Here is a 23,806-nt window from a genome sequence, read left to right as displayed (position 1 = left end):
CGATCACCCTAGCCGCAAAACGGCATTTCGCTTGGCGGACATTGGCGCAAGTCACACCGTGTCCGAGCTAAGCTCAAGTGCCCGGAGTGGCTGACGTTGAAGTCGGAAGAAGGCGGTGAGGACTGGGGTGACTACGCAACCGACGACCGCGGATCCGGCGGCACCGGTATCGGCTCCCTCGCGCAAACGCAGGCCACCACGGACGCTGTACCGCGGCGACCCCGGCATGTGGTCGTGGGTGCTGCACCGGATCAGCGGCGCGACGATCTTCTTTTTCCTGTTCGTCCACGTGCTGGACGCCGCGATGCTGCGGGTGAGCCCGCAGACGTACAACGCGGTGATCCACGACTATCAGATGCCCATCGTCGGCCTGATGGAATACGGCCTGGTCGCCGCGGTGCTCTTCCACGGCCTGAACGGAATCCGGGTGATCCTGATCGACTTCTGGTCCGAGGGCCCGCGCCACCAGAAGCTGATGTTCTGGATCGTCGGCATCGTGTTCCTGCTGCTGATGGTGCCGGCCGGCGTGGTGACGGTGATCCACATGATGGAGCACTTCCGATGAGCAGTCCGGACGTGCAGCTGGGCCTCCCGAACCAAAGAGGCGAGGTTGCCCCGGTCAAACAGCGGCTCTACGACCGTCCCGCCAGCCTGGACAATCCCCGTTCGCCGCGGCGGCGGGCCGGTATCCCCAACTTCGAGAAGTTCGCCTGGCTGTTCATGCGGTTCTCCGGGATCGCGCTGTTCGTGCTGGCGATCGGCCACCTGTTCATCATGCTGATGTGGGATGACGGCGTTTACCGCATCGACTTCAACTACGTGGCGCAGCGCTGGGCGTCGCCGTTCTGGCAGTTCTGGGACCTGGCGCTGCTGTGGCTGGCGCAACTGCACGGCGGCAACGGGCTGCGCACCATCATCGACGACTACAGCCGCAAGGACAGCACCCGGTTCTGGCTCAACAGCCTGCTGCTGTTGTCCATGGGCTTCACGTTGGTGCTGGGCACCTATGTGCTGATGACATTCGACCCCAACATTTCCTGATCGAGGGAGGCGACCCCGTTGATCCAGCAACACCGGTACGACGTCGTGATCGTCGGCGCAGGTGGTGCCGGCATGCGCGCCGCGGTGGAGGCGGGCCCGCGGGTGCGCACCGCGGTGCTGACCAAGCTCTACCCCACCCGCAGCCACACCGGCGCCGCCCAGGGCGGCATGTGCGCGGCGCTGGCCAACGTCGAAGAGGACAACTGGGAATGGCACACCTTCGACACCGTCAAGGGCGGCGACTACCTCGCCGACCAGGACGCCGTGGAGATCATGTGCAAGGAAGCCATCGACGCGGTGCTCGACCTGGAGAAGATGGGGATGCCGTTCAACCGCACCCCCGAGGGCCGCATCGACCAGCGCCGGTTCGGCGGGCACACCCGCGACCACGGCAAGGCCCCGGTGCGCCGGGCCTGTTACGCCGCCGACCGCACCGGCCACATGATCCTGCAGACGCTGTACCAGAACTGCGTGCGGCACGACGTGCAGTTCTTCAACGAGTTCTACGCGCTCGACCTGGTGCTCACCCAGACCCCGAGCGGTCCGGTGGCCACCGGGGTGGTCGCCTACGAGCTGGCCACCGGCGACATCCACGTGTTCCACGCCAAGGCGATCGTCCTCGCCACCGGCGGCTCCGGCCGGATGTACAAGACCACCTCCAACGCGCACACGCTGACCGGTGACGGCATCGGCATCGTCTTCCGCAAGGGACTTCCGTTGGAGGACATGGAGTTTCACCAATTCCATCCGACCGGCCTGGCGGGCCTGGGCATCCTCATCTCCGAGGCGGTGCGCGGCGAGGGCGGCCGGCTGCTCAACGGCGAGGGCGAGCGCTTCATGGAGCGCTACGCCCCGACGATCGTCGACCTGGCGCCGCGCGACATCGTGGCCCGCTCCATGGTTTTGGAGGTCCTGGAGGGCCGCGGCGCGGGCCCGCACAAGGACTACGTGTACATCGACGTCCGTCACCTCGGCGAGGACGTGCTCGAGGCCAAGCTGCCCGACATCACCGAGTTCGCGCGCACCTATCTGGGTGTCGACCCGGTGCACGAGTTGGTCCCCGTCTACCCGACCTGTCACTACGTGATGGGCGGCATCCCCACCACCGTCACCGGACAGGTGTTGCGGGACAACACTTCCACGGTGCCGGGGCTGTACGCGGCCGGGGAGTGCGCGTGCGTGTCGGTGCATGGGGCGAACCGGCTGGGCACCAATTCACTGCTGGACATCAACGTGTTCGGCCGCCGGGCGGGCATCGCCGCGGCCAATTACGCGCGGGGCCATGACTTCGTGGACATGCCGCCGGCGCCCGAGGCGATGGTCGTCGGGTGGGTCGGCGACATATTGAGCGAGCACGGCAACGAGCGCGTCGCCGACATCCGCATCGCGCTGCAGCAGTCGATGGACAACAACGCCGCGGTGTTCCGCACCGAGGAGACGCTCAAGCAGGCGCTCACCGACATCCACGCGCTGAAGGAGCGGTACGCCCGAATCAGCGTGCACGACAAGGGGAAACGATTCAACAGCGACCTGCTGGAGGCGATCGAGCTGGGCTTCCTGCTGGAGCTCGCCGAGGTCACCGTGGTCGGTGCGCTGAATCGCAAGGAGTCGCGCGGCGGTCACGCCCGCGAGGACTACCCCAACCGCGACGACGTCAACTTCATGCGCCACACCATGGCCTACAAGCAGGGCAGCGACCTGCTGAGCGACATCGCGCTGGACTTCAAGCCCGTGGTACAGACGCGCTACGAACCCAAAGAACGGAAGTACTGATGGCCGAGAGCGCCGGAACCGAAGAGGCAGCCGAGGTCGAGACCAGCCTGGAGCCACCGCTGCCGGCGATTCCCGACGGCGCGGTGATGGTGACCGTCAAGATCGCCCGGTTCAACCCCGACCAGCCCGACGCCTTCGCGGAAACCGGTGGCTGGCAAAGCTTTCGGGTTCCGTGCCTGCCCAGCGACCGGATGCTCAACCTGCTGATCTACATCAAGAGCTACCTGGACGGGACGCTGACCTTCCGGCGCTCCTGCGCGCACGGGGTGTGCGGGTCGGACGCCATGCGCATCAACGGCGTCAACCGGCTGGCGTGCAAGGTGCTGATGCGCGACCTGCTGCCCAAGAAGCCAGGCAAGGCGCTGACCATCACGGTCGAGCCGATCCGCGGACTGCCGGTGGAGAAGGACCTGGTGGTCGACATGGAGCCGTTCTTCGACGCCTACCGGGCGGTGAAGCCGTACCTGATCACCACCGGCAACCCGCCCACCCGCGAACGCATTCAGAGCCCGACCGACCGCGCCCGCTACGACGACACCACCAAGTGCATCCTGTGCGCGGCGTGCACCACCAGTTGCCCGATCTTCTGGCACGAGGGCAGTTACTACGGCCCGGCGGCGATCGTCAACGCGCACCGGTTCATCTTCGACAGCCGCGACGAGGCCGCCGCCGAGCGCCTCGACATCCTCAACGAGGTCGACGGCGTGTGGCGCTGCCGCACCACGTTCAACTGCACCGAGGCCTGTCCCCGCGGCATCGAGATCACCAAGGCGATCCAAGAGGTCAAGCGCGCGATCATGTTCTCGCGCTAGGCGCTTCAGCGGTGGCGTGTCGGATCAGGGCGCTGACTCGCCGGTACGAGTACCTGCGACGTGTGCCGGCCCGACGCGGTCGTCGTCGAGGTCGGTTTCCGGCATTTGTGAAGCGGGTTGCTCGTCCGCCGGGGACTGCGTCGCACCACCGGGGGTATCCGACGGGCTGGCTGACTTGAACTCGGCATCCTCCGCCGGGCGCGTCGCGCCGCCCTCGCCTTCGGTGACCGCGCTCTCTTGCCGTCCCTCGTATGGCGGGATTGCACTCCCCGTGTCTTGCGGGGGCGATTCGCCGGTGCCGCCGTAGGTGTCCGTCGCGGTCGGGTCGCTCACCGGCGGATTCGCGTCTTCGTCCACGGTTCCGACCGGACGGTCCGCCCGGCCATGTTCGGGGGTGTCCGAGCCGGTGTCGCGCGCGCCGCTACCCAACTCGGGGTCGTCGAAGTGCTCGAGCCTCGCATCCTCGGGCTGTTGATCATTTTGAGAGGTCATAATCTGTCTCCTCACCCTCTCGTTGCCCTGCCGCACCGGTTGGCGTGGCGAGGGTGAGGGACGGGTACCCGGACCTTTTGCCGGGAAACGCCTGCTCGCGACGAGCGCCTTTCTGAGACCATTGGGCCTTTCCCGAAAGCGCTATCGCATGCGCTAGCGAGTTTGAAACTCGCCTCATGGTTCCCAGGACCGTGCTGTCACACATCGCGGGCCCGCCTCGTCTGATCGGTATGACACAGAAAACCCGCATCGAGCCCCTGCCCCCCAAGCGCGCCGGAGTGCTGACCCGGGCGATGTACCGCATCGCCAAGCGGCGGTACGGCCAAGTTCCCGAGCCGTTCGCCGTGGCCGCGCATCATCGCAAGCTGATGATCGCCAGCGCCATGCACGAGACGATGGTCGACCGGGCGTCGAAGACGCTGCCGACCAGCGTGCGTGAGCTGGCAGTGTTGTGGACCGCACGCCAGATCGGCTGCTCATGGTGCGTCGACTTCGGATCGATGCTGCAGCGCCTGGACGGCCTGGACATGCAGCGCCTCAAGGACATCGACAACTATGCCACCTCAACGGCATTCACCGATGACGAGCGCGCGGCCATCGCCTACGCCGCCGCGATGACCACCGACCCGCACACCGTCACCGACGAACAGGTCGACGATCTGCGGGCCCGCTTCGGTGACGCCGGTGTGTTCGAGCTGACCTACCAGATCGGGTTGGAGAACATGCGGGCGCGGGTGAATTCCGCGCTGGGCATCACCGAGCAGGGGTTCAATTCGGGCGACGCCTGCCGCGTTCCGTGGGCGACCGAGCTCAACGAGCCCGCAGCGGGGAGCCGGTGAATTTGTCGGGGTTGGCGACATCCCACAGGGCGCAGACCTTTCCGTCGCGCACCGTCGCGGCCATGATCCGCGGCATCATCTCGCGGTACCCGTCGCTGGCGGGGCACCCGGGCGTGTAGCCGCCCAGCTCGCCGTTGACCAGCCCCAGCTGATACGAGGTGAACATCGCCGGACCGTAGCGCTGGGCCAGGCCGAAGAAGAACCGGGCCACCTTGTCCGCGCCGTGGATGACGTTGATTGCGGTGGGCGCCTTGCCGTTCGCGTCGCCGGTCAGGATCACGTCGGGATGCAGCAGCGCCACCACGGCCTCCAGATCGCCGGATGCCATGGCGGCCAACAACTTTCCGACCACCTCGCTGTGCGCGGGATCGGGCTTGGGTGGTGCCTCGGCCGCGACGGCCTTGCGGGCCCGCGAGGCCAGCTGGCGGGCGGCGGCCTCGTTGGTCCCCAGCACCTGGGCCACCTCCGCGAACGGCACGGCGAACCCGTCGTGCAGCACGAAGGCAACACGCTGATCGGGTGACAGCCGCTCCAGCACCACCATCGCCGCGAACCGCGCGTCCTCGCCGGCCACCACCGCGGACAGCGGATCGGCCGCGTCGAACCCGGTGACCACCGGCTCGGGCAGCCAGTTGCCGGTGTAGGTCTCGCGACGATGCGCGGCCGAACGCAACCTGTCCAGGCCCAGCCTGCTCACCACCGTGGTCAGCCAGGCCCGCAGATCGGTGATCTCTGATCCCTTGTCGGGGTCCTGCCGGTGCCAGCGCAGCCAGGCGTCCTGCACGATGTCCTCGGCGTCGGCCACTGTGCCGGTCAGCCGGTAGGCGACCGACATGAGATGGGGCCGTAGCGACTCGAACTCGCTGACCTGCTGCGCTGAGGTCATGCCAACGAGCCTAGCGTTAGGCTCCACACGACATGACTGACAACCTCTGGCTGCACTTCGCCCGGCACGGCCCGGGCATCACGCCGCCGATCATCACCCGCGGCCAGGGTGTCACCATCTTCGACGACCGCGGCAAGAGCTACCTCGACGGCCTATCCGGGCTGTTCACCGTCCAGGTCGGCCACGGCCGCACCGAACTCGCCGAGGTCGCCGCCCGGCAGGCCGGCACGCTGGCGTTCTTCCCGCTGTGGGGGTACGCCACTCCGCCCGCGATCGAGCTCGCCGAACGTCTCGCCGGCTACGCCCCCGGCGACCTGAACCGGGTGTTCTTCACCACCGGCGGCACCGAGGCCGTCGAGACCGCGTGGAAACTGGCCAAGCAGTACTTCAAGCTCACCGGCAAACCCGGTAAGCACAAGGTGATTTCGCGCGCGATCGCCTACCACGGCACCACCCAGGGCGCGCTGGCGATTACCGGCCTGCCGAAATACAAGGCGCCGTTCGAGCCGGTGACGCCCGGCGGCTTCCGGGTGCCCAACACCAACTTCTACCGGGCGCCGGAAACGTTGCGCACCGACCCGAAGGCGTTCGGGCAGTGGGCCGCCGACCGCATCGCCGAGGCCATCGAGTTCGAGGGTCCCGACACGGTGGCCGCGGTGTTCTTAGAGCCGGTGCAGAACGCGGGCGGCAGCATCCCGCCTCCCCCGGGGTATTTCGAACGGGTGCGCCAAATCTGCGACGCCTACGACGTGCTGCTGGTCTCCGACGAGGTGATCTGCGCGTTCGGCCGCATCGGGTCGATGTTCGCCTGTGACGATTTCGGCTATGTGCCCGACATGATCACCTGCGCCAAGGGGATGACTTCGGGCTACTCGCCGATCGGCGCGATGATCGCCAGCGAGAGGCTGTTCGAACCGTTCAACGACGGCGCCACCATGTTTCCGCACGGCTATACCTTTGGCGGACACCCGGTTTCGGCCGCCGTCGGGCTGGCCAACCTGGACATCTTCGAGCGTGAGGGCCTCAACGACCACGTCAGAACCCAGGCGCCCGCGTTGCGCGCCACCCTGGACAAGCTCTACGACCTGCCCATCGTCGGCGACGTGCGCGGCGAGGGCTTCTTCTACGGCGTGGAACTGGTCAAGGACAAGGCCACCAAGCAGACCTTCACCGACGACGAACGCCGCCCGCTGCTGGCCTGGGTCGGTGCGGCGCTGTTCGAGGCCGGGCTGTACTGCCGCACCGACGACCGCGGCGATTCCGTCATCCAGCTGGCGCCTCCGCTGATCAGCGGCCAGCCCGAATTCGACACCATCGAAGCCATCCTGCGTGAGGTGCTGACGCAGGCCCAGGCGCGGCTCTAAAGTCCTGGGCATGGCGCGCAAACCCCGTATCCACCCGGTGCGGTGGCAGCCGCCGCCGGTCGAGAAGCTGCCCGACGTGCCGGCGCCGGGCGTCACCGTCGTCCCGCTGCCCGGCAACGGGCCCGAGGATGTCGTCGTCGATGCGGCCGGCCAGTTGTGGACGGGCCTCGAGGACGGCCGCATCGTGCGGATCTCCCCCGCGGACGGCCGGGCCACCGTTGTCGCCGACACCGGGGGGCGGCCGCTCGGCCTGCACGTCGCCCGTGACGGCCGGCTGCTGATCTGCGACAGCCATCGTGGCCTTCTCGCGCTGCACCCGGAGGGCGGCACGCTGGACGTGCTCGTCGAATCGGTCGGCGGCAGGCGGCTCAAGTTCTGCTCCAACGTCACCGAAACAGCCGACGGCACAATCTATTTCACCGAGTCGACGAGCGACTTTCATTTCGAGCACTTTGGCGCCCCGATCCTGGAGGCACGCGCGACCGGCGGCCTCTACCGCCTCGGCGCGGACGGCGCCGTCACCACGCTGGCGGACGGGCTGTACTTCGCCAACGGGGTGACGGCCACGGCCGACGGGTCGGCGCTGGTGTTCGCCGAGACCCAGGGGCGCCGGCTGTCGAAGTACTGGCTGAGCGGGCCGCGGGCCGGAACGGTGACGCCGCTGGCGGTGCACCTGCCAGGCATGCCCGACAACATATCCACCGGCGGCGACGGCCGGATCTGGGTCGCAATGGTCACCGAGGCGAACTCGGCGCTGGAATCGCTGTTCCCGCGCGCCCCGATCATCCGCAAGGTGGTGTGGCGGCTGCCCGAGCGGGTGCAACCGAAGATCAAGCCGGAGATCTGGGCGGTCGCGTTCGATCCGGACAGCGGCGCGGCCGTGGCCGGCCTGCGCACCGCGCATGCGGACTTCGGCGCCGTCACCGGCCTGGTCGAGGCGGCCGGCAAGCTCTGGATGAGCACGATCAGCTTCCCGGCCCTGGCCCACGCGGACCTGGCGGCCACCGCGCTGTAAGCCTCGCTAGCCGGCGGGGGCACGCCGGACCGCGTCGGCAGCCATCATCACCTCGCGGACGCGCGTGCCGGTCGGGTTGTGACCGAAGCGCGTCACGGCGTTGCACAGCCAGGCCAGCGCCGAGCGCAGCTCGGCGTCGGTGGCGGCGTCACGGTGCAGCTTCAGCTCCGCCAGCACCTGGTCGAGCCCGGAACGTCGCACCTGCGTTGCCTTCTCGACCTGCTTGAGCAGATCGTTCAGCGCTCGCGGGCCGGCACCGGGCGAGGCATCCGCCCCGCCGCGATTGCGCCGCCAGCCGGACCAAAACCGATCGCGTGAAATGACAAAACCCCTGAATTCGGTGCGGTGGGTGGCTTTCGGGCTGACCGCGGCCCCCAGCGTATCGCGGCCCCGTCCGCACCGCTCAGTAACTTCCGTCCCACCAGTCACAGCGCGGCTCCCCGGATTCGGCCCGCCGATCGCTTACTGTGCACAGACGATGACCCTGTTACGTTCCGCATCATGCCTGGCAGCGGCGCTTTTCCTGGTGGCCGCCCCGGTCACGTTGGCGACACCGGCGACTTTGCCGCTGGGGACGCCGCTCGCGCAGGCCGAGCCCGGCGCCGAACCCAACGCCGCGCCCCCGGACTGCCCGTACAAGGTGAACACCCCGAAGGCCGTGGATTCGTCGGAGGCGCCCACCGCCGGTGACCCGCCGATGCCGCTGGCGGTGCCCGCCAAGCCGGTCGGCGGTGACGCGCTGGGCAGCTGCGGCATCGTCGCCGCGCCGAATACGCCGGCGCTGCCCAACGACGTCTCCGCCGAGGCCTGGCTGGTGGCGGACCTCGACAGCGGCGCCGTCATCGCGGCGAAGGACCCGCACGGGCGGCACCGCCCGGCCAGCATCATCAAGGTGCTGGTCGCGATGGCCTCCCTCAACGCGCTCAACCTGAACAAGTCGGTCCCCGGAACCGCCGACGACGCCGCCGCCGAGGGCACCAAGGTCGGCGTCGAGGAGGGCGGCGTCTTCACCGTCAATCAGCTGCTGCACGGGCTGCTGATGCACTCCGGCAACGACGCCGCCCACGCGCTGTCCATGCAGCTGGGCGGCATGCAGCAGGCGCTGGAGAAGATCAACGTGCTGGCGGCCAAGCTGGGCGGCCAGGACACCCGGGTGGCGTCGCCGTCCGGGCTGGACGCGCCCGGCATGAGCACCTCGGCCTACGACATCGGGCTGTTCTACCGCTACGCGTGGCAGAACCCGACGTTCGCCGACATCGTCGCGACGCGGACCTTCGACTTCCCCGGCCACGGCGACCACCCGGGCTACGAGCTGGAGAACGACAACCAGCTGCTCTACAAGTATCCCGGCGCCCTGGGCGGCAAGACCGGCTACACCGACGACGCGGGCCAGACGTTCGTCGGTGCGGCCAACCACGACGGGCGACGGCTGGTGGCGGTGCTGCTGCACGGCACGCGGGTGCCGATCGCGCCGTGGGAACAGGCCGCGCACCTGCTGGACTACGGCTTCTCCACGCCGCAGGGCACCCAGGTCGGCACGCTGATCGCGCCCGACCCGTCCCTGGCGCCGGCCAAGCACGACGCCGCCGAGGATTCGCTGGCCAATAACGCTGCGGCCGGCGGGATCATCGCGTCGGCGGACGCCATGCCGATCCGGGTGGGCGTGGCGGTGATCGGCACCATCGTCGTGTTCGCGCTGATCATGATGGCCCGCTCGATGAACCGCCGACCACTTCACCGCTGAGCACCGTGGCACGCGGATCGCGGCGCGGACTGCTGGTCGGGCTGACCGCCGCCAGCGTGGGCGTCATCTACGGCTACGACCTGTCCATCATCGCCGGGGCGCAGTTGTTCGTCACCGAGGACTTCGGATTGTCCACGCGCCAGCAGGAATTGCTGACGACGATGGTAGTGATCGGCCAGATCGTCGGGGCGCTGGGCGCCGGCGTGCTGGCCAACGTGATCGGGCGGAAACGCTCGGTGGTGCTGATCCTGTTCGCCTACGCGGTTTTCGCGCTGCTGGCCGCGTTCTCGGTCTCGTTGCCGATGTTGCTGACGGCGCGGCTGCTGCTGGGCCTGACCATCGGCGTGACGGTGGTGGTGGTTCCGGTCTATGTCGCGGAGTCGGCGCCGACGGCGGTGCGTGGTTCGCTGCTGACGGCCTATCAGCTGGCGATCGTCAGCGGCCTGATCGTCGGCTACCTGACCGGCTACGTGCTGGCCGACACCCATAGCTGGCGGTGGATGCTCGGGCTGGCCTGCGTGCCCGCAGTGTTGTTGCTGCCGTTGATGATTCGGATGCCCGACACGGCCCGCTGGTACGTGCTGAAGGGCCGAATGGACGACGCCCGGCGTGCGCTGCTGCGGGTGGAGCCCACCGCGCAGGTCGACGACGAGCTGGCCGAGATCGGCCGCGCGCTGAGCGAAGCCGCACCCGGTGCCAGGGGCGGATTCACCGAGATGCTGCGGCCCCCGTACCTGCGGGCCACCGCCTTCGTGGTCGTGCTCGGCTTCCTGATCCAGATCACCGGCATCAACGCGATCATCTACTACAGCCCCCGGATCTTTCAGGCCATGGGCTTCACCGGCAATTTCGCGCTGCTCGGGCTGCCGGCCCTGCTGCAGATCGCCGGGCTGGCGGCCGTCGGCGCGGCGCTGCTGCTGGTCGACCGGGTGGGCCGGCGGCCAATCCTGTTGTGCGGCACCGCCATGATGATCGTCGCCGACCTCGTGCTGATGGCCGTGTTCGGTCAGGGCTTCGGCGGCGCGATCGCCGGGTTCGCCGGCATCCTGCTGTTCATCGTCGGCTACACGATGGGCTTCGGCTCGCTGGGCTGGGTGTACGCCAGCGAAAGCTTCCCGTCCCGGCTACGCTCGATCGGGTCGAGCACCATGTTGACCTCCAACCTGGTGGCTAACGCCATCATCGCCGCCGTCTTCCTGAGCCTGCTCCATTCACTGGGTGGCGCAGGGACTTTCGCGCTGTTCGCGGGTCTCGCGGCGGTGGCGTTCGTCTTCGTGTACCGGTACGCGCCGGAAACCAAGGGCCGCCAGCTCGAGGACATCCGCCACTTCTGGGAAAACGGCGGCCGATGGTCGTGATCGCCGCGGGCACCATGGTGCTCGACGGTCAGGTCTGCCGCCCCGGCTGGCTGCAGACCTCCGGCGGACAGATCGCGGCCTGCGCGCCCGGCCCGCCGCCCCACCCGGCCGACCGGGACTTCCCCGATTGCACTGTGGTGCCGGGCTTTATCGACATGCACGTGCACGGCGGCGGCGGCGCGTCCTACATCGACGCCGACGGCATCGCCGGCGCCGCCGCGTTCCACCTGCGGCACGGCACCACCACCACGCTGGCCAGCCTGGTGACCGCCTCGCGGTCCGAGCTGCTCGCCGGGGTGCGCGCGCTCGCCGAGGCCACCCACCGGGGCACGGTCGAGGGCATCCACCTGGAGGGGCCGTGGCTGAGCCGCGCACACTGCGGCGCCCACGATCGCACGAAGATGCGCGAGCCCGACCCGGGCGAGATCGACACGGTGCTGGCCGCCGGCGGCGGCACCATCAGGATGGTGACGCTGGCACCCGAGCTGCCCGGGGCCGACGCGGCCATCCGCCGTTTCGTGGACGCGGGAGTCGTTGTGGCGGTGGGACATACCGGCGCCACCTACGAGCAGACCCGGCACGCCATCGCGCTGGGCGCCACGGTCGGCACGCATCTGTTCAACGCGATGCCGCCGCTGCACCATCGCGAGCCCGGCCCCGCGCTGGCGCTGCTGCGCGACCCGAGGGTGACCGTCGAGCTGATCGCCGACGGCGTGCACCTGCACCCCGACGTGGTGGCGGCGGTGATCGCGACCGCCGGAGCCGACCGGGTCGCGATGATCACCGATGCGATCGCCGCGGCCGGCCGGCCCGACGGCGCGTTTCGGCTCGGGTCGGTGCACGTCGATGTCGTCGCCGGTATCGCCCGGGTGCACGGGACCGCGACGATCGCGGGCAGCACCGCCACCATGGATCGGCTCTTCCGCACGGTGCATGCCGACGCCGGACTGCTCGCCGCGGTGCAGACGACCGCCACGACGCCGGCGCGTGCACTCGGCCTGGGCGGGGCGGGCGCGCTGAGGGCGGGCTACGACGCCAATCTTGTTGTGCTGGACGGCGATTTGGGCGTATCCGAGGTCATGGTGCGCGGCGCCTGGCGGGACCATCCGCGGGATGTTTGTTAGCATCGATCCCGTCAGCATTTGACACCGGACGAGGGGCCCCGTACCCGGCCAGCGACAAGACGGCGCCGTGGAGGTGCGTGATGGCCTGGCTCGTTTTGATCGTGTCGGGGATCCTGGAGGCGGTGTGGGCGACCGCCCTGAACAAATCCGACGGCTTCTCCCGGCCCGGGCCGTCGCTGGTCTTCCTTGTCGCCGTGGGGCTTTCGATGACCGGGCTGGGGTTCGCCATGCGCACCCTGCCGGTCGGAACCAGCTACGCGGTCTGGGTCGGCGTCGGCGCGGCGCTCACGGCGGGTTACGCGATGCTGCTCGGCGACGAACCAGCGTCGTTGATCAAGCTGGTGCTGATCGGCGGGATCGTGGCCTGCGTCGTGGGACTGAAGCTGGCCGGCTAGCGATCGCGGCGGGTGAGGCGGGCGATCCGGGAAAGCGTCAGCGCCCCAACGGCTCCCAATGCCATCGCGCTCAGGGTCTGGCGGGTGTTGAGGCCCTCGTCCATTTGAATCCGCGGCGCGATGATCGCCGGGGCCGGAGGGGCAACGGGTTGACTGCGCGGATCATTGGAGGCGGTCGCCGCCCAGGCGGTGCAGAACAGCACGAGATACGCGGTGATGTAAGCGAACACCATCAACCCCAGCACCGGGCCGAACGCCGCGCCCGCCGGGCTGCGCAGCACCGTCCGCAGATAGACGGAGCCGACCTGTTTGAACACCTCGAAGCCGATCGCCGCGATCAACCCGGCCCGCATCGAATCGACCAGGCTGACCTTTTCGCGCGGCAGGCGGGCGATCATCCAGGTGAACAGCAGCCAGGACACCAGCGTCGCGATCAGGATCGAGATCAGCCAGAAGAGCCAGTCGAACACCACAAACTGCGGTATGCCAAGCCATTTCAGCAGCGCGCGCATGGGCGCGGCATGGCCGACGGTGGTCAGCGCGACGGTGGCCACGATCACCGCGAACGTTCCCGCCATCGCCAGCAGGTCGGAGAACTTGTTGCGCACGAAGCCCGGTGACTCGATGTGGGTGTCCCACCACATCTCCGTCAGCGCCTGGCGCAGGTGCGATATCCAGCCCAGGCCCGCCCACACCGCGGTGACCAGACCGATCACACCGACCGACGTGCGGGCGTCGATGGCCGAGTTCATCAACTCCTGCAATTGATTACCCAACGTCCCGGTCACCTGGGCGCGGATGTGGTCGTCGATGGTGCTCAACAACGACGGCCGGCGGGCCAGCACGAACCCGAAGACCGCGAAACCGACCATGAGCAAAGGAAACAACGCGAAGATCGTGTAGTAGGTGAGGCCGGCAGCGAAGAACCCGCCGTTGCGCTCGTCGAAACGCTGGTAGGCGCGGATGACGTGATCGAGCCACCCGTAGCGGGCGCGCAGCCGATCGAAAAAGCCCGGCTTGGCCGGCTCACTCATCGCACGACTCCAAATGAGTAGCGGTACTAGCTCCTTCGGATCTAGTTCCCTTGTGGAAGAAACCCAAGCCGATCGTAAACCCGCTGGACCGTTTTCCCCGCCACATCGTTGGCCTTTTCCGCGCCGGCCGCGAGCACGGCCTCCAATTCGGCGAAATCGGCGGTCAGTTCGTCCACCCGGGCCTTGATCGGGGCGACGAATTCGACGACCGCCTCGGCAGTGTCCTTCTTCAAATCGCCGTAACCCCTTCCGGCATAGCCTCCCACGAGCTCCTCGATCCCGACCCCGGTGACCGCGGACTGGATGCTCAGCAGGTTGGACACGCCCGGCTTGGCCTCGGTGTCGAAGCGGATCTCGCGCTCGCTGTCGGTGACCGCGGAGCGAATCTTCTTGGCCGACACCGCCGGTTCGTCGAGCAGGTTGATCAACCCCGCATCGGTGGCCGCCGACTTGCTCATCTTCGACGTCGGGTCCTGCAGGTCGTAGATCTTCGCGGTGGCCTTCGGGATGAGCATGTCGGGCACCACGAACGTCTCCGGGAAGCGGCTGTTGAACCGCTCGGCGACGTCGCGGGCCAACTCGAGATGCTGACGCTGGTCCTCACCCACCGGCACCAGATCGGTGTCGTAGGCCAGCACGTCGGCCGCCTGCAGCACCGGGTAGGTGAACAGCCCCACGGTGGTGGAGTCGGCGCCCTGGCGCAGCGACTTGTCCTTGAACTGCGTCATCCGCGAGGCCTGCCCGAAGCCGGTGAAGCAGCCCAGCACCCAGGCCAGCTGGGTGTGGGCCGGCACGTGGCTCTGCACGAACACGGTGCTGCGGGCCGGGTCGATGCCCAGCGCCAGGTACTGGGCGGCCGTGATCAGGGTGCGGCGGCGCAGCGCCTCGGGATCCTGGGCGACGGTGATGGCGTGCAGGTCGACCACGCAGAAGAACGCGTCGTGATCGTCCTGCAGCGCGACCCAATGCGTGACCGCGCCCAGCGCGTTACCCAGGTGAAGCGAATCGGAGGTGGGCTGCACGCCGGAGAAAATCCGGCTGGATCCGGTAGCGGTGCTCATGATGCACCGATCTTTTCACGCGCGGCCGCCGCGGCCGCACCGACCGGTGCCCGCGCAACCCCGCCGGTTGCGGTACCGGCGGTACCGCATTTAATGTCGGGTTATGCGCAAGCTCGTCTGCTCGGCTCCCTCCTCGTGAGCCCCGCTCACTCGGCGTCGCCTTCGGCCCGTTCCCCGATCCACCTTGGTTCCGGAGAGCCGGTCCTGATGCTGCACGGATTCCTGATGTCGCAGACGGTATGGGAGCCGGTCGCCCCGCGACTGGCCGACACCGGCCGTTTCGAGGTCTTCGCCCCCACCATGGCCGGGCACCACGGCGGGCCCTACGCGGGCACCTGGCTGCTGAGCTCGTCGGTGCTGGCCGACCACGTCGAGCGCCAGCTCGACCAGCTCGGCTGGGAAACCGCCCACATGGTGGGTAACTCGCTGGGCGGCTGGGTCGCCTTCGAGCTGGAGCGGCGCGGGCGCGCGCGCAGCGTGACCGGCATCGGCGCCGCGGGCGGATGGACGCGGTGGAGCCCGGTGAAATTCGAGGTCATCAGCAAGTTCATCGCGGGCATGCCCGTCCTGGCGCTGGCCCGGCTGCTCGGCCACCGCGCCCTGCGGCTGCCGCTGAGCAGGCGGCTGGCAACCCTGCCGCTGACCGCCACGCCCGACGGGATCAGCGACGAGCAGCTGCGCGTTGTCGTCGACGACGCCGCACACTGCCCGGCGTACTTCCAGCTGCTGGTCAAGTCGCTGCTGGATCCGGGCCTGCTGCAGCTGGCCGACACCGCGGTGCCCGTCCAGCTGGTGCTGTGCGAGAAGGACCGGGTGGTGCCCGCGAGCAGGTTCAGCCGGCACTTCACCGACTACCTGCCGCCGGGAACGAAGATCACCAAGCTCGACGGCGTCGGGCACGTGCCGATGTTCGAGGCGCCCGACCGGGTCACCGCGGCCATCGCCGACTTCATCGACGAGTGCGCCGGCGGGGCCCGCCGGCAACAGCCACCGGCTAGCTAGCCAGCTGTTTTTCCAGGTTCTCGGCGATCGAGTTGAGGAATTCCTCGCTCTGCTGCCACTCCTGGTCCGGGCCGATCAGGATGGCCAGGTCCTTGGTCATCTTGCCGCTCTCGACGGTGGAGACCACCACGTTCTCTAGGGTCTGCGCGAACTCGATCACCTCGGGGGTGTCGTCCAGCTTGCCGCGGTGCGCCAGCCCGCGCGTCCAGGCGAAGATCGAGGCGATCGGGTTGGTCGAGGTCGGCTTGCCGGCCTGATACTGGCGGAAGTGCCGGGTGACGGTGCCGTGCGCGGCCTCGGCCTCGACCGTCTTGCCGTCGGCGGTCATCAGCACCGACGTCATCAGCCCCAGTGAGCCGTAGCCCTGCGCGACGAGGTCCGACTGGACGTCGCCGTCGTAGTTCTTGCAGGCCCACACGTAGCCGCCCTCCCACTTCAGGCAGGCCGCGACCATGTCGTCGATCAACCGGTGCTCGTAGGTCAGTCCCTCGGCCTCGAACTGGTCTTTGAACTCCTCGTCGTAGACGCGCTGGAACTCGTCTTTGAACATGCCGTCGTAGGCCTTGAGGATGGTGTTCTTGGTGGACAGGTACACCGGCCACTTGGCGTTCAGCCCGTACTTCAGCGAGGCGCGCGCGAAGTCCCGGATGGAGTCCTTGAAGTTGTACATCCCCATCACGACGCCGCCGTCCTTGGGGATCGACACCACCTCGTGCACCATCGGCTCGCTGCCGTCGGTGGGGGTGAAAGTGATTGCGACGGTTCCGGGTTTGTCGACCTTGAAGTTGGTCGACCGGTACTGATCGCCGAAGGCGTGGCGGCCGATGACGATTGGCTTGGTCCAGCCCGGTACCAGCCGCGGCACGTTCGAGATCACGATGGGCTCGCGGAATATGGTGCCGCCCAGGATGTTCCGGATGGTGCCGTTCGGCGAGGGCCACATCTTCTTGAGGTCGAACTCTTCGACCCGGGCCTCGTCGGGGGTGATGGTCGCGCACTTGACGCCCACGCCGTGCCTCTTGATGGCGTAGGCGGCGTCGATGGTCACCTGGTCGCCGGTGCGGTCGCGGTGCTCGATGCCCAGGTCGTAGTAGTCCAGGTCGATGTCGAGGTGCGGCAGGATCAGCATGTCCTTGATGAACTTCCAGATGACGCGGGTCATTTCGTCACCGTCGAGCTCTACAACGCGGCCCTTGACCTTGATCTTGGCGTCGCCTGCCATGTCGAGTCCGGCTTCCTGCTTGCGGCCCTAGCCTGTCGAGGCCGCTAGCGCCTCGTTGAATGTCTTGCTGGGCCGCATGATCGCCGTGGTCTTCTCGGTGTCCGGCTGGTAGTAACCGCCGATGTCGACCGTCTCGCCCTGTGCGGCGGCCAGTTCGGACACGATGGCTTCCTCGTGTTCGGCCAGCGAGTCGGCCAGCGCGGCGAAGTGCTTGCGCAGCTCGTCGTCGTCGGATTTGGCGAGCTCCTGCGCCCAGTACAGCGCCAGGTAGAACTGGCTGCCCCGGTTGTCGAGTTCACCGGTCTTGCGCGACGGGCTCTTGTTGTTCTCCAGCAGCTTGCCGATCGCGGCGTCCAGCGTCTTGCCCAGGACCTTGGCGCGCTCGTTGTCGGTCTTGACGCCGATGTCCTCGAAACACGCTCCGAGAGCAAGGAATTCACCCAGGGAATCCCAGCGCAGGTGGTTCTCCTCGAGCAGTTGGTGGACGTGCTTGGGCGCCGAACCGCCCGCCCCGGTTTCGTACATGCCGCCGCCGGCCATCAGCGGCACGATGGACAGCATCTTGGCGCTGGTGCCCAGCTCCAGGATCGGGAACAGGTCGGTGAGGTAGTCGCGCAGGATGTTTCCGGTCGCGGCGATGGTGTCCTGCCCGCGCATGGCGCGCTCGATCGTGTGCCGCATGGCCCGTTCCTGCGACATGGTCTGGATGTCGAGGCCCTCGAGGTCGTGCTCGGCCAGGTAGGTGTTGACCTTCTTGCGTAGCTCGTTCTCGTGCGGGCGCTCCTGGTCCAGCCAAAACACCACCGGCATACCCGAATTCCGAGCCCGGGTGACGGCCAGCTTGACCCAGTCGCGGATCGGTTCGTCGCGCACGATCGGCATCCGCCAGATGTCGCCCTCTTCGACGTTCTGGGTCAGCAGCACTTCCCCGGTGTCGAGGTCGACGATGTTGGCGACGCCGTCCTCGGGGATCTCGAACGTCTTGTCGTGCGAGCCGTATTCCTCGGCCTGCTGCGCCATCAGCCCGACGTTGGGCACCGTGCCCATCGTGGTCGGATCGAACTGCCCGTGGGTCTTGCAGAAGTTGATGATCTCCTGGTAGATCCGGGAGAAGGTGGACTCGGGGTTGACGGCCTTGGTGTCCTTCTGCCGCCCGTCGGCGCCCCACATCTTGCCGCCCGCGCGGATCATCGCCGGCATGGACGCGTCCACGATCACGTCGCTGGGCGAGTGAAAGTTGGTGATGCCCTTGGCCGAATCGACCATGGCCAGCTCGGGCCGGTGCTCGTGGCACGCGTGCAGGTCACGGATGATCTCGTCGTGCAGCGAGGCGGGCAGCGACTCGATCTTGTCGTACAGATCGGACAATCCGTTGTTGACGTCGACGCCGAGTTCGTCGAACAGCGCGCCGTGCTTGGCGAACGCGTCCTTGTAGAAGATCTTCACGGCGTGGCCGAAGACGATGGGGTGCGACACCTTCATCATGGTCGCCTTGACGTGTAGCGAGAACATCACGCCGGTCTCGTAGGCATCCTGCATCTGTTCCTCGTAGAACTCGATGAGGGCCTTCTTACTCATGAACATGGAATCGATCACGTCGCCCTTGCGCAGCGACACCATGGGCTTGAGCACAATCGTCTTGCCGCTCTTGGTCTCCAGCTCCATCTTCACGTTGCACGCGCGGTCCAGCGTCATCGACTTCTCGCCGTGGTAGAAGTCGCCGTGCCGCATGGTCGCGACGTGGGTACGCGACGCCTGCGACCACTTGCCCATGCTGTGCGGGTGCTTGCGCGCATACTCCTTGACCGCCTTGGGCGCGCGCCGGTCCGAGTTGCCTTGCCGCAGCACCGGATTGACCGCGCTGCCCAGGCACTTGGCATAGCGGTCGCGGATCTCGCGGTCCTCGTCGGTCTTCGGGCTGTGCGGGAAGTCCGGGACCTTGAATCCCTTGCCCTGCAGTTCCTTGATCGCGGCGATCAGCTGGGGCACCGAGGCGCTGATGTTCGGCAGCTTGATGATGTTGGTGTCGGCCAGCTTCGTCAGCCGCCCCAGCTCCGCCAGGTTGTCGGGCACCCGCTGCTCCTCGGTCAGGTGCTCGGGGAACTCGGCCAGGATGCGGGCCGCCACGGAGATGTCGCTGGTCTTGATCTCGATGCCCGCCGGTTCGGCGAAGGCGCGCACGATCGGCAGGAACGCGTAAGTCGCCAGCAGCGGCGCTTCGTCGGTCAGTGTGTAGATGACGGTCGGCTGTTCGGCGCTCACGATCCCTCTCCCGGCGGCGATGATGGGTTGAAATTTTGGGGGCTCAGCGTTCTGACTGCCACGTTATCAAGGGTGTTTGGACAGGTGTCGACCTGCACATGCACCGCGAGGGTTGGCACCGACTCGGCACAGTAAGATAGTCTTCGTATTGGTCATGAGCGCCAGCATCAAGCCCCGGCTTGCTGGCCGGCAACCCTCCAACCGCGGTGGGGTGCCCCGGGTGATGACCAGGTTGAGTAGCCAGACAACCGGCTATCCGGCAAGCGCGGGTCCGCCATGACGGGCCCCTGAGTAGACAGGGAAACGTGATGTGCGCTCGCTTCGCTCATTCGCTCCTCATCGTGTGTCGCTGCTAATCCGCGGCGCCGGTTGACGCCGCCTTAAGGCGTCCCGCCCGTCCGCTAGCAGATCCCCTACCAGCAGAAAGCGACCCCGTGACCTCCGACAACGCCGATCACGACACCGATCCGACCGCGAATTGGTCGTTCGAGACCAAGCAGGTACACGCCGGCCAGCATCCGGATCCGGCCACCAACGCCCGCGCCCTGCCGATCTACCAGACCACGTCGTACACCTTCGACGACACCACGCACGCCGCCGCCCTGTTCGGGCTGGAAGTTCCGGGCAACATCTACACCCGGATCGGCAACCCGACCACCGACGTCGTCGAGCAGCGCGTCGCCGCGCTCGAGGGCGGCGTGGCGGCGCTGTTTCTGAGCTCAGGACAGGCCGCTGAGACCTTCGCCATATTGAACCTGGCCTGTGCGGGAGATCACATCGTCTCCAGCCCGCGGCTCTATGGCGGGACGTACAACCTGTTCCACTACTCGCTGGCCAAGCTCGGCATCGAGGTCACCTTCGTGGAAGACCCCGACGACCTGGACTCCTGGCAGTCGGCGGTGCGGCCGAACACCAAGGCCTTCTTCGCCGAGACCATCTCCAACCCGCAAATCGATGTGCTGGACATCCCCGGGGTCGCCGGGGTGGCCCACGCCAACGGCATCCCGCTGATCGTCGACAACACCATCGCCACGCCGTACTTGATTCAGCCGTTCTCCCACGGCGCCGACATCGTCGTGCACTCGGCCACCAAGTACCTCGGCGGCCACGGTTCGGCGATCGCCGGGGTCATCGTCGACGGCGGCACGTTCGACTGGACGCAGGGCCGCTTCCCGGGCTTCACCACCCCCGACCCCAGCTACCACGGCGTCGTCTTCGCCGAGCTCGGTCCGCCGGCCTACGCGCTCAAGGCGCGCGTGCAGTTGCTGCGCGACCTCGGGTCCGCCGCTTCCCCGTTCAACGCGTTCCTGGTCGCCCAGGGCATCGAGACGCTGAGCCTGCGCATGGAGCGCCACGTCGCAAACGCGCAGCGGGTGGCCGAGTACCTGGCCGGCCACGACGGCGTGCTGTCGGTCAACTACGCGGGCCTGCCCGGCTCGCCCTGGCATGAGCGGGCAAAGAAGCTGGCGCCCAAGGGAACCGGCGCGGTGCTGGCCTTCGAGCTGGCCGGCGGCGTCGAGGCCGGCAAGGCGTTCGTGAACGCGCTGAAGCTGCACAGCCACGTCGCCAACATCGGCGACGTGCGCTCCCTGGTGATCCACCCGGCGTCCACGACGCACGCGCAGCTGTCCGCGCAGGAGCAGCTGAGCACCGGGGTCAGCCCCGGGCTGGTGCGCCTGGCCGTCGGCATCGAGGGCGTCGACGACATCCTGGCCGACCTGGAGCTCGGCTTCGCGGCGGCAAGCAAATTCGGTGCGACCGCGGGGGCGTCCGGCACCGATCCGCAAGCCGTGGCAGCGTTCTAAGGGGCCCGGCGATGACGATCTCCGACGTCCCGACCCAGACGCTGCCCGACGAAGGCGAAATCGGCTTCGTTCACATCGGCTCGCTGACCACCGAGAACGGCGCGGTCATCGACGACGCGCACATCGCCATCCAGCGCTGGGGCGAGTTGTCGCCGACGCGCGACAACGTGGTGGTGGTGCTGCACGCGCTGACCGGCGACTCGCACATCACCGGGCCGGCCGGTCCCGGACACCCCACCGGCGGCTGGTGGGACGGGATGGTCGGCCCAGGCGCGCCGATCGACACCAACCGCTGGTGCGCGCTGGCCACCAACGTGCTGGGCGGTTGCCGCGGCTCCACCGGACCCAGCTCGTTGACCCGGGACGGAAAACCTTGGGGCTCAAGGTTCCCCCGCATCACGATCCGCGACCAGGTCGAGGCCGACGTCGCCGCGCTGGGCGCGTTGGGAATCGAACGGGTCGCCGCGGTGGTCGGTGGATCCATGGGTGGCGCAAGGGCTTTGGAGTGGATCGTCGGTCACCCGGACCAGGTCCGGGCCGGGCTGCTGCTGGCGGTCGGCGCGCGCGCCACCGCCGATCAGATCGGCACCCAGTCCACACAGATCGCGGCGATCAAGGCCGACCCGAACTGGCAGGGCGGCGACTACCACGACACCGGGAAGGCGCCCGATGCCGGTCTGGCGATCGCCCGCCGTTTCGCGCACCTGACCTATCGCGGTGAGGCCGAGCTGGACACCCGGTTCGGCAACGACGGCCAGAATGACGAGGATCCGAACAACGGCGGGCGCTACGCGGTGCAGAGCTATCTCGAGTACCAGGGCAACAAGCTGCTGGAGCGCTTCGACGCCGGCAGCTACGTGGCCCTGACCGAGGCGCTGAACAGTCACGACGTCGGCCGGGGGCGCGGGGGGGTGCGTAAAGCGTTACGTAACTGCCCGGTTCCGGTGGTGGTCGGCGGCATCACCTCCGACCGCCTCTACCCCCTGCGCCTGCAGGAGGAGCTGGCCGAACAGCTGCCTGGCTGCACCGACCTGCAGGTCGTGGACTCCCTGTGCGGGCACGACGGCTTCCTGGTGGAATCCGACGCGGTCGGCGAAATGATCCGCAAGACACTGGTGTTGGCCGAATCGGATGACAGGGAAGGCGCGTCGTAGCGCATGACCCGCTCGCGGCACGACCGCTCCCTCTCGTTCGGCTCGGCGGCCGCGGCTTACGAGCGTGGCCGCCCCTCCTACCCCCCGGAGGCGATCGACTGGCTGTTGCCGATCGGGGCGCGCCAGGTGCTCGACCTGGGCGCCGGCACCGGCAAGCTGACCACCCGGCTGGTGGAACGCGGCCTGGACGTGGTGGCCGTCGACCCGATTCAGGACATGCTGGAGGTTTTGCGCACCTCGCTGCCGGAGACCCGGGCGCTGCTGGGCACCGCGGAAGAGATTCCGTTGGAGGACAACAGCGTTGACGTGGTGCTGGTGGCACAGGCCTGGCACTGGGTCGATCCGGAGCGCGCGATCCCGGAGGTGGCCCGGGTGCTGCGGCCCGGCGGCCGACTTGGCCTGGTGTGGAACACCCGCGACGAGCGGCTCGGCTGGGTGCGCGAACTGGGCCAGATCATCGGCAGCGACGGCGACGGCCGCACCCGGGTGACGCTGCCCGAGCCGTTCACCGACCTGGCGCATCATCGGGTCGAGTGGACGAGTTACCTTACGCCGCAGGCGTTGATCGACCTGGTGGCGTCGCGCAGCTACTGCATCACCTCGCCGACCGAGGTCCGCACCCAGACGCTGGACCAGGTGCGCCAACTGCTGGCCACCCATCCGGCGCTGGCGAATTCGACGGGCCTGGCGCTGCCCTACGTCACCATGTGCACGCGGGCGACGCTGGCCGGCTGAGCATGGAGCAACGACTGAGTTTGATTACCCTGGGCGTTGCCGATCTGGATCGCGCCCAACACTTCTATGAGCGCCTCGGCTGGCGCGGTCAACGGGTGCAGGAAACGGTCTTCTTCCAGGCGGGCGGTCTCGCGGTGAGTCTGTGGGCGCGCGAGAAGCTTTCGGCCGATCTCGGCATCACCGACCAAGGCGATGACGGCTTCGGCGGCGTCGCGTTGGCCCACAACGTGCGCTCGCGCGCCGAAGTGGACGAGGTCCTCGCCACGGCAGAGGCTGCCGGAGCGAGGATTACCCGCGCTGCCGCCGAGACGTTCTACGGCGGGTATGCGGGCGCGTTCCGCGATCTCGATGGTCACGCCTGGGAGGTCGCCCACAACCCAGGGTTCCCGCTGGCCGAAGACGGCGCGATCACCGTGCCCGACTTCTCAGTGGCCTGAATCGCTGTCCAAGCGCGCTACGGTTCGCTTTCGCCCTCACGTAGCAACTTCTCCGGGTGATGGAAGGTGTTGGTGCGGGGCTGGTTGCGTTCGAGGTGCGGCGGTGTCCATTCGGTGTCGGCGCGCGCGTTTTTGCGGGTGGTCCAGCCGCCGGGTCGTAGCAGGCGGTGATGGGGGCCGCAGGCGAAGGTGAGTTGGTCGGCGTCGGTGGTGTGGCATGTGGACCAGTCGGTGACGTGGTGGACTTCGCA

23 protein-coding genes, 1 pseudogene and 2 riboswitches are annotated in these 23,806 nt (G+C 68.0%); of the genes and pseudogenes, 16 read left to right on the top strand and 8 right to left on the bottom strand.

Annotated elements, in window-relative coordinates; translation table 11 throughout:
- Positions 1-226 precede the first annotated feature (226 nt).
- From sdhC to A5732_RS00850, 4 genes are read left to right on the top strand one after another with little or no spacing between them, the layout of a single operon-like run.
- A complete protein-coding gene (gene sdhC, locus A5732_RS00865) occupies positions 227-565 on the top strand; it encodes a succinate dehydrogenase, cytochrome b556 subunit (RefSeq protein WP_064878689.1) in 339 nt (112 codons plus the stop codon).
- The gene (locus A5732_RS00860; RefSeq protein ID WP_075233215.1) at positions 562-1,041 is read left to right on the top strand and encodes a succinate dehydrogenase hydrophobic membrane anchor subunit; all 480 of its coding nucleotides are present in this window, start codon (positions 562-564) and stop codon (positions 1,039-1,041) included. Before sdhC ends, A5732_RS00860 begins: the two co-directional genes overlap by 4 nt.
- 18 nt (positions 1,042-1,059) lie before the next feature.
- On the top strand, positions 1,060-2,814 hold the full coding sequence (gene sdhA / locus A5732_RS00855) for a succinate dehydrogenase flavoprotein subunit (RefSeq protein ID WP_065051284.1): 1,755 nt from the start codon (positions 1,060-1,062) through the stop codon (positions 2,812-2,814).
- On the top strand, positions 2,814-3,626 hold the full coding sequence (locus A5732_RS00850; RefSeq protein WP_065127946.1) for a succinate dehydrogenase iron-sulfur subunit: 813 nt from the start codon (positions 2,814-2,816) through the stop codon (positions 3,624-3,626). Before sdhA ends, A5732_RS00850 begins: the two co-directional genes overlap by 1 nt.
- A 24-nt stretch (positions 3,627-3,650) precedes the next feature.
- On the opposite strand, the gene A5732_RS00845 is transcribed toward A5732_RS00850, so the two are convergent.
- Positions 3,651-4,118 carry a hypothetical protein gene (locus A5732_RS00845; protein ID WP_249266781.1) on the bottom strand — a complete coding sequence of 156 codons (468 nt, stop codon included), beginning with the start codon at positions 4,116-4,118 and terminating at the stop codon, positions 3,651-3,653.
- 197 nt (positions 4,119-4,315) lie between these two features.
- On the opposite strand from A5732_RS00845, the pseudogene A5732_RS00840 reads away from it, so the two are divergent.
- Positions 4,316-4,957 (top strand): annotated as a pseudogene (locus tag A5732_RS00840) (carboxymuconolactone decarboxylase family protein); the annotation flags it as partial.
- On the opposite strand, the gene A5732_RS00835 reads toward A5732_RS00840, so the two are convergent.
- Entirely contained in the window at positions 4,929-5,843 is a 915-nt protein-coding gene (locus A5732_RS00835; RefSeq protein ID WP_064951665.1) for a sigma-70 family RNA polymerase sigma factor, read from the bottom strand. The pseudogene A5732_RS00840 and the gene A5732_RS00835 overlap by 29 nt on opposite strands.
- A 32-nt stretch (positions 5,844-5,875) precedes the next feature.
- On the opposite strand from A5732_RS00835, the gene A5732_RS00830 reads away from it, so the two are divergent.
- Positions 5,876-7,207 (top strand): aspartate aminotransferase family protein, encoded by a 1,332-nt coding sequence (locus tag A5732_RS00830; RefSeq protein ID WP_076100024.1) that lies wholly within the window; start codon positions 5,876-5,878, stop codon positions 7,205-7,207.
- A 10-nt stretch (positions 7,208-7,217) separates the two neighbouring features.
- Positions 7,218-8,222, top strand: a complete 1,005-nt coding sequence (locus A5732_RS00825) for an SMP-30/gluconolactonase/LRE family protein (RefSeq protein ID WP_076100021.1) — start codon at positions 7,218-7,220, stop codon at positions 8,220-8,222.
- Between the two features lie 6 nt (positions 8,223-8,228).
- Here A5732_RS00825 and A5732_RS27770 read toward each other — a convergent pair whose 3' ends face one another.
- Entirely contained in the window at positions 8,229-8,462 is a 234-nt protein-coding gene (locus A5732_RS27770; protein ID WP_142256521.1) for a hypothetical protein, read from the bottom strand.
- Between the two features lie 238 nt (positions 8,463-8,700).
- Between A5732_RS27770 and A5732_RS00815 the strand changes: the two genes are divergently transcribed.
- From A5732_RS00815 to A5732_RS00800, 4 genes are all read left to right on the top strand, one after another.
- Positions 8,701-9,966, top strand: coding sequence for a D-alanyl-D-alanine carboxypeptidase family protein (locus A5732_RS00815; protein ID WP_076100018.1), 1,266 nt, complete (start codon positions 8,701-8,703; stop codon positions 9,964-9,966).
- A gap of 5 nt (positions 9,967-9,971) precedes the next feature.
- Positions 9,972-11,324, top strand: coding sequence for a sugar porter family MFS transporter (locus tag A5732_RS00810; RefSeq protein ID WP_076100016.1), 1,353 nt, complete (start codon positions 9,972-9,974; stop codon positions 11,322-11,324).
- Complete coding sequence (nagA, locus tag A5732_RS00805; RefSeq protein ID WP_076100013.1) at positions 11,315-12,448, top strand: N-acetylglucosamine-6-phosphate deacetylase; 1,134 nt, start codon at positions 11,315-11,317, stop codon at positions 12,446-12,448. The genes A5732_RS00810 and nagA overlap by 10 nt, the downstream gene beginning before the upstream one ends.
- A 5-nt stretch (positions 12,449-12,453) precedes the next feature.
- Positions 12,454-12,517: riboswitch (guanidine-III (ykkC-III) riboswitch) on the top strand.
- An 11-nt stretch (positions 12,518-12,528) separates the two neighbouring features.
- A complete protein-coding gene (locus A5732_RS00800) occupies positions 12,529-12,843 on the top strand; it encodes a DMT family transporter (RefSeq protein ID WP_076100010.1) in 315 nt (104 codons plus the stop codon).
- Here the strand turns inward: A5732_RS00800 and yhjD are convergent.
- Together yhjD and trpS are read right to left on the bottom strand one after the other, a co-directional pair.
- Entirely contained in the window at positions 12,840-13,877 is a 1,038-nt protein-coding gene (gene yhjD / locus A5732_RS00795; RefSeq protein WP_076100007.1) for an inner membrane protein YhjD, read from the bottom strand. The two genes, A5732_RS00800 and yhjD, sit on opposite strands and share 4 nt — an antisense overlap.
- A gap of 41 nt (positions 13,878-13,918) precedes the next feature.
- Positions 13,919-14,938, bottom strand: coding sequence for a tryptophan--tRNA ligase (gene trpS / locus A5732_RS00790; protein WP_076053835.1), 1,020 nt, complete (start codon positions 14,936-14,938; stop codon positions 13,919-13,921).
- 204 nt (positions 14,939-15,142) lie between these two features.
- Here trpS and A5732_RS00785 point away from each other — a divergent pair, with 204 nt between their 5' ends.
- Entirely contained in the window at positions 15,143-15,940 is a 798-nt protein-coding gene (locus A5732_RS00785) for an alpha/beta fold hydrolase (RefSeq protein WP_076100067.1), read from the top strand.
- Here A5732_RS00785 and A5732_RS00780 read toward each other — a convergent pair.
- The gene (locus A5732_RS00780; protein ID WP_076053836.1) at positions 15,933-17,162 is read right to left on the bottom strand and encodes an NADP-dependent isocitrate dehydrogenase; all 1,230 of its coding nucleotides are present in this window, start codon (positions 17,160-17,162) and stop codon (positions 15,933-15,935) included. The genes A5732_RS00785 and A5732_RS00780 overlap by 8 nt on opposite strands.
- A 27-nt stretch (positions 17,163-17,189) precedes the next feature.
- A complete protein-coding gene (locus tag A5732_RS00775; RefSeq protein WP_076053838.1) occupies positions 17,190-19,424 on the bottom strand; it encodes an NADP-dependent isocitrate dehydrogenase in 2,235 nt (744 codons plus the stop codon).
- A 150-nt stretch (positions 19,425-19,574) separates the two neighbouring features.
- A riboswitch (SAM riboswitch) is annotated at positions 19,575-19,696 on the top strand.
- Positions 19,697-19,858: 162 nt separating this feature from the next.
- Between A5732_RS00775 and A5732_RS00770 the strand changes: the two genes are divergently transcribed.
- The 4 genes from A5732_RS00770 to A5732_RS00755 are packed head-to-tail and all read left to right on the top strand — an operon-like array spanning position 19,859 to position 23,555.
- Positions 19,859-21,229 (top strand): bifunctional o-acetylhomoserine/o-acetylserine sulfhydrylase, encoded by a 1,371-nt coding sequence (locus A5732_RS00770; RefSeq protein ID WP_076053840.1) that lies wholly within the window; start codon positions 19,859-19,861, stop codon positions 21,227-21,229.
- A gap of 11 nt (positions 21,230-21,240) precedes the next feature.
- Positions 21,241-22,383: a homoserine O-acetyltransferase MetX gene (metX, locus tag A5732_RS00765; protein WP_076100005.1), complete on the top strand. Its 1,143-nt coding sequence runs from the start codon at positions 21,241-21,243 to the stop codon at positions 22,381-22,383.
- Between the two features lie 3 nt (positions 22,384-22,386).
- Entirely contained in the window at positions 22,387-23,118 is a 732-nt protein-coding gene (locus tag A5732_RS00760) for a class I SAM-dependent methyltransferase (RefSeq protein ID WP_065055554.1), read from the top strand.
- Positions 23,119-23,120: 2 nt separating this feature from the next.
- Positions 23,121-23,555 (top strand): VOC family protein, encoded by a 435-nt coding sequence (locus A5732_RS00755; protein WP_076053851.1) that lies wholly within the window; start codon positions 23,121-23,123, stop codon positions 23,553-23,555.
- Positions 23,556-23,572: 17 nt separating this feature from the next.
- On the opposite strand, the gene A5732_RS00750 is transcribed toward A5732_RS00755, so the two are convergent.
- The coding region (locus A5732_RS00750) for an HNH endonuclease signature motif containing protein (protein WP_139334694.1) at positions 23,573-23,806 on the bottom strand (234 nt) is incomplete at its 5' end.

It is taken from the genome of Mycobacterium colombiense (genome assembly GCF_001953985.1).
GTDB lineage: Bacteria > Actinomycetota > Actinomycetes > Mycobacteriales > Mycobacteriaceae > Mycobacterium > Mycobacterium colombiense_B.
Note: the sequence above shows the minus strand (reverse complement) of the source record. Positions and strands in the feature narration are given on the sequence as shown.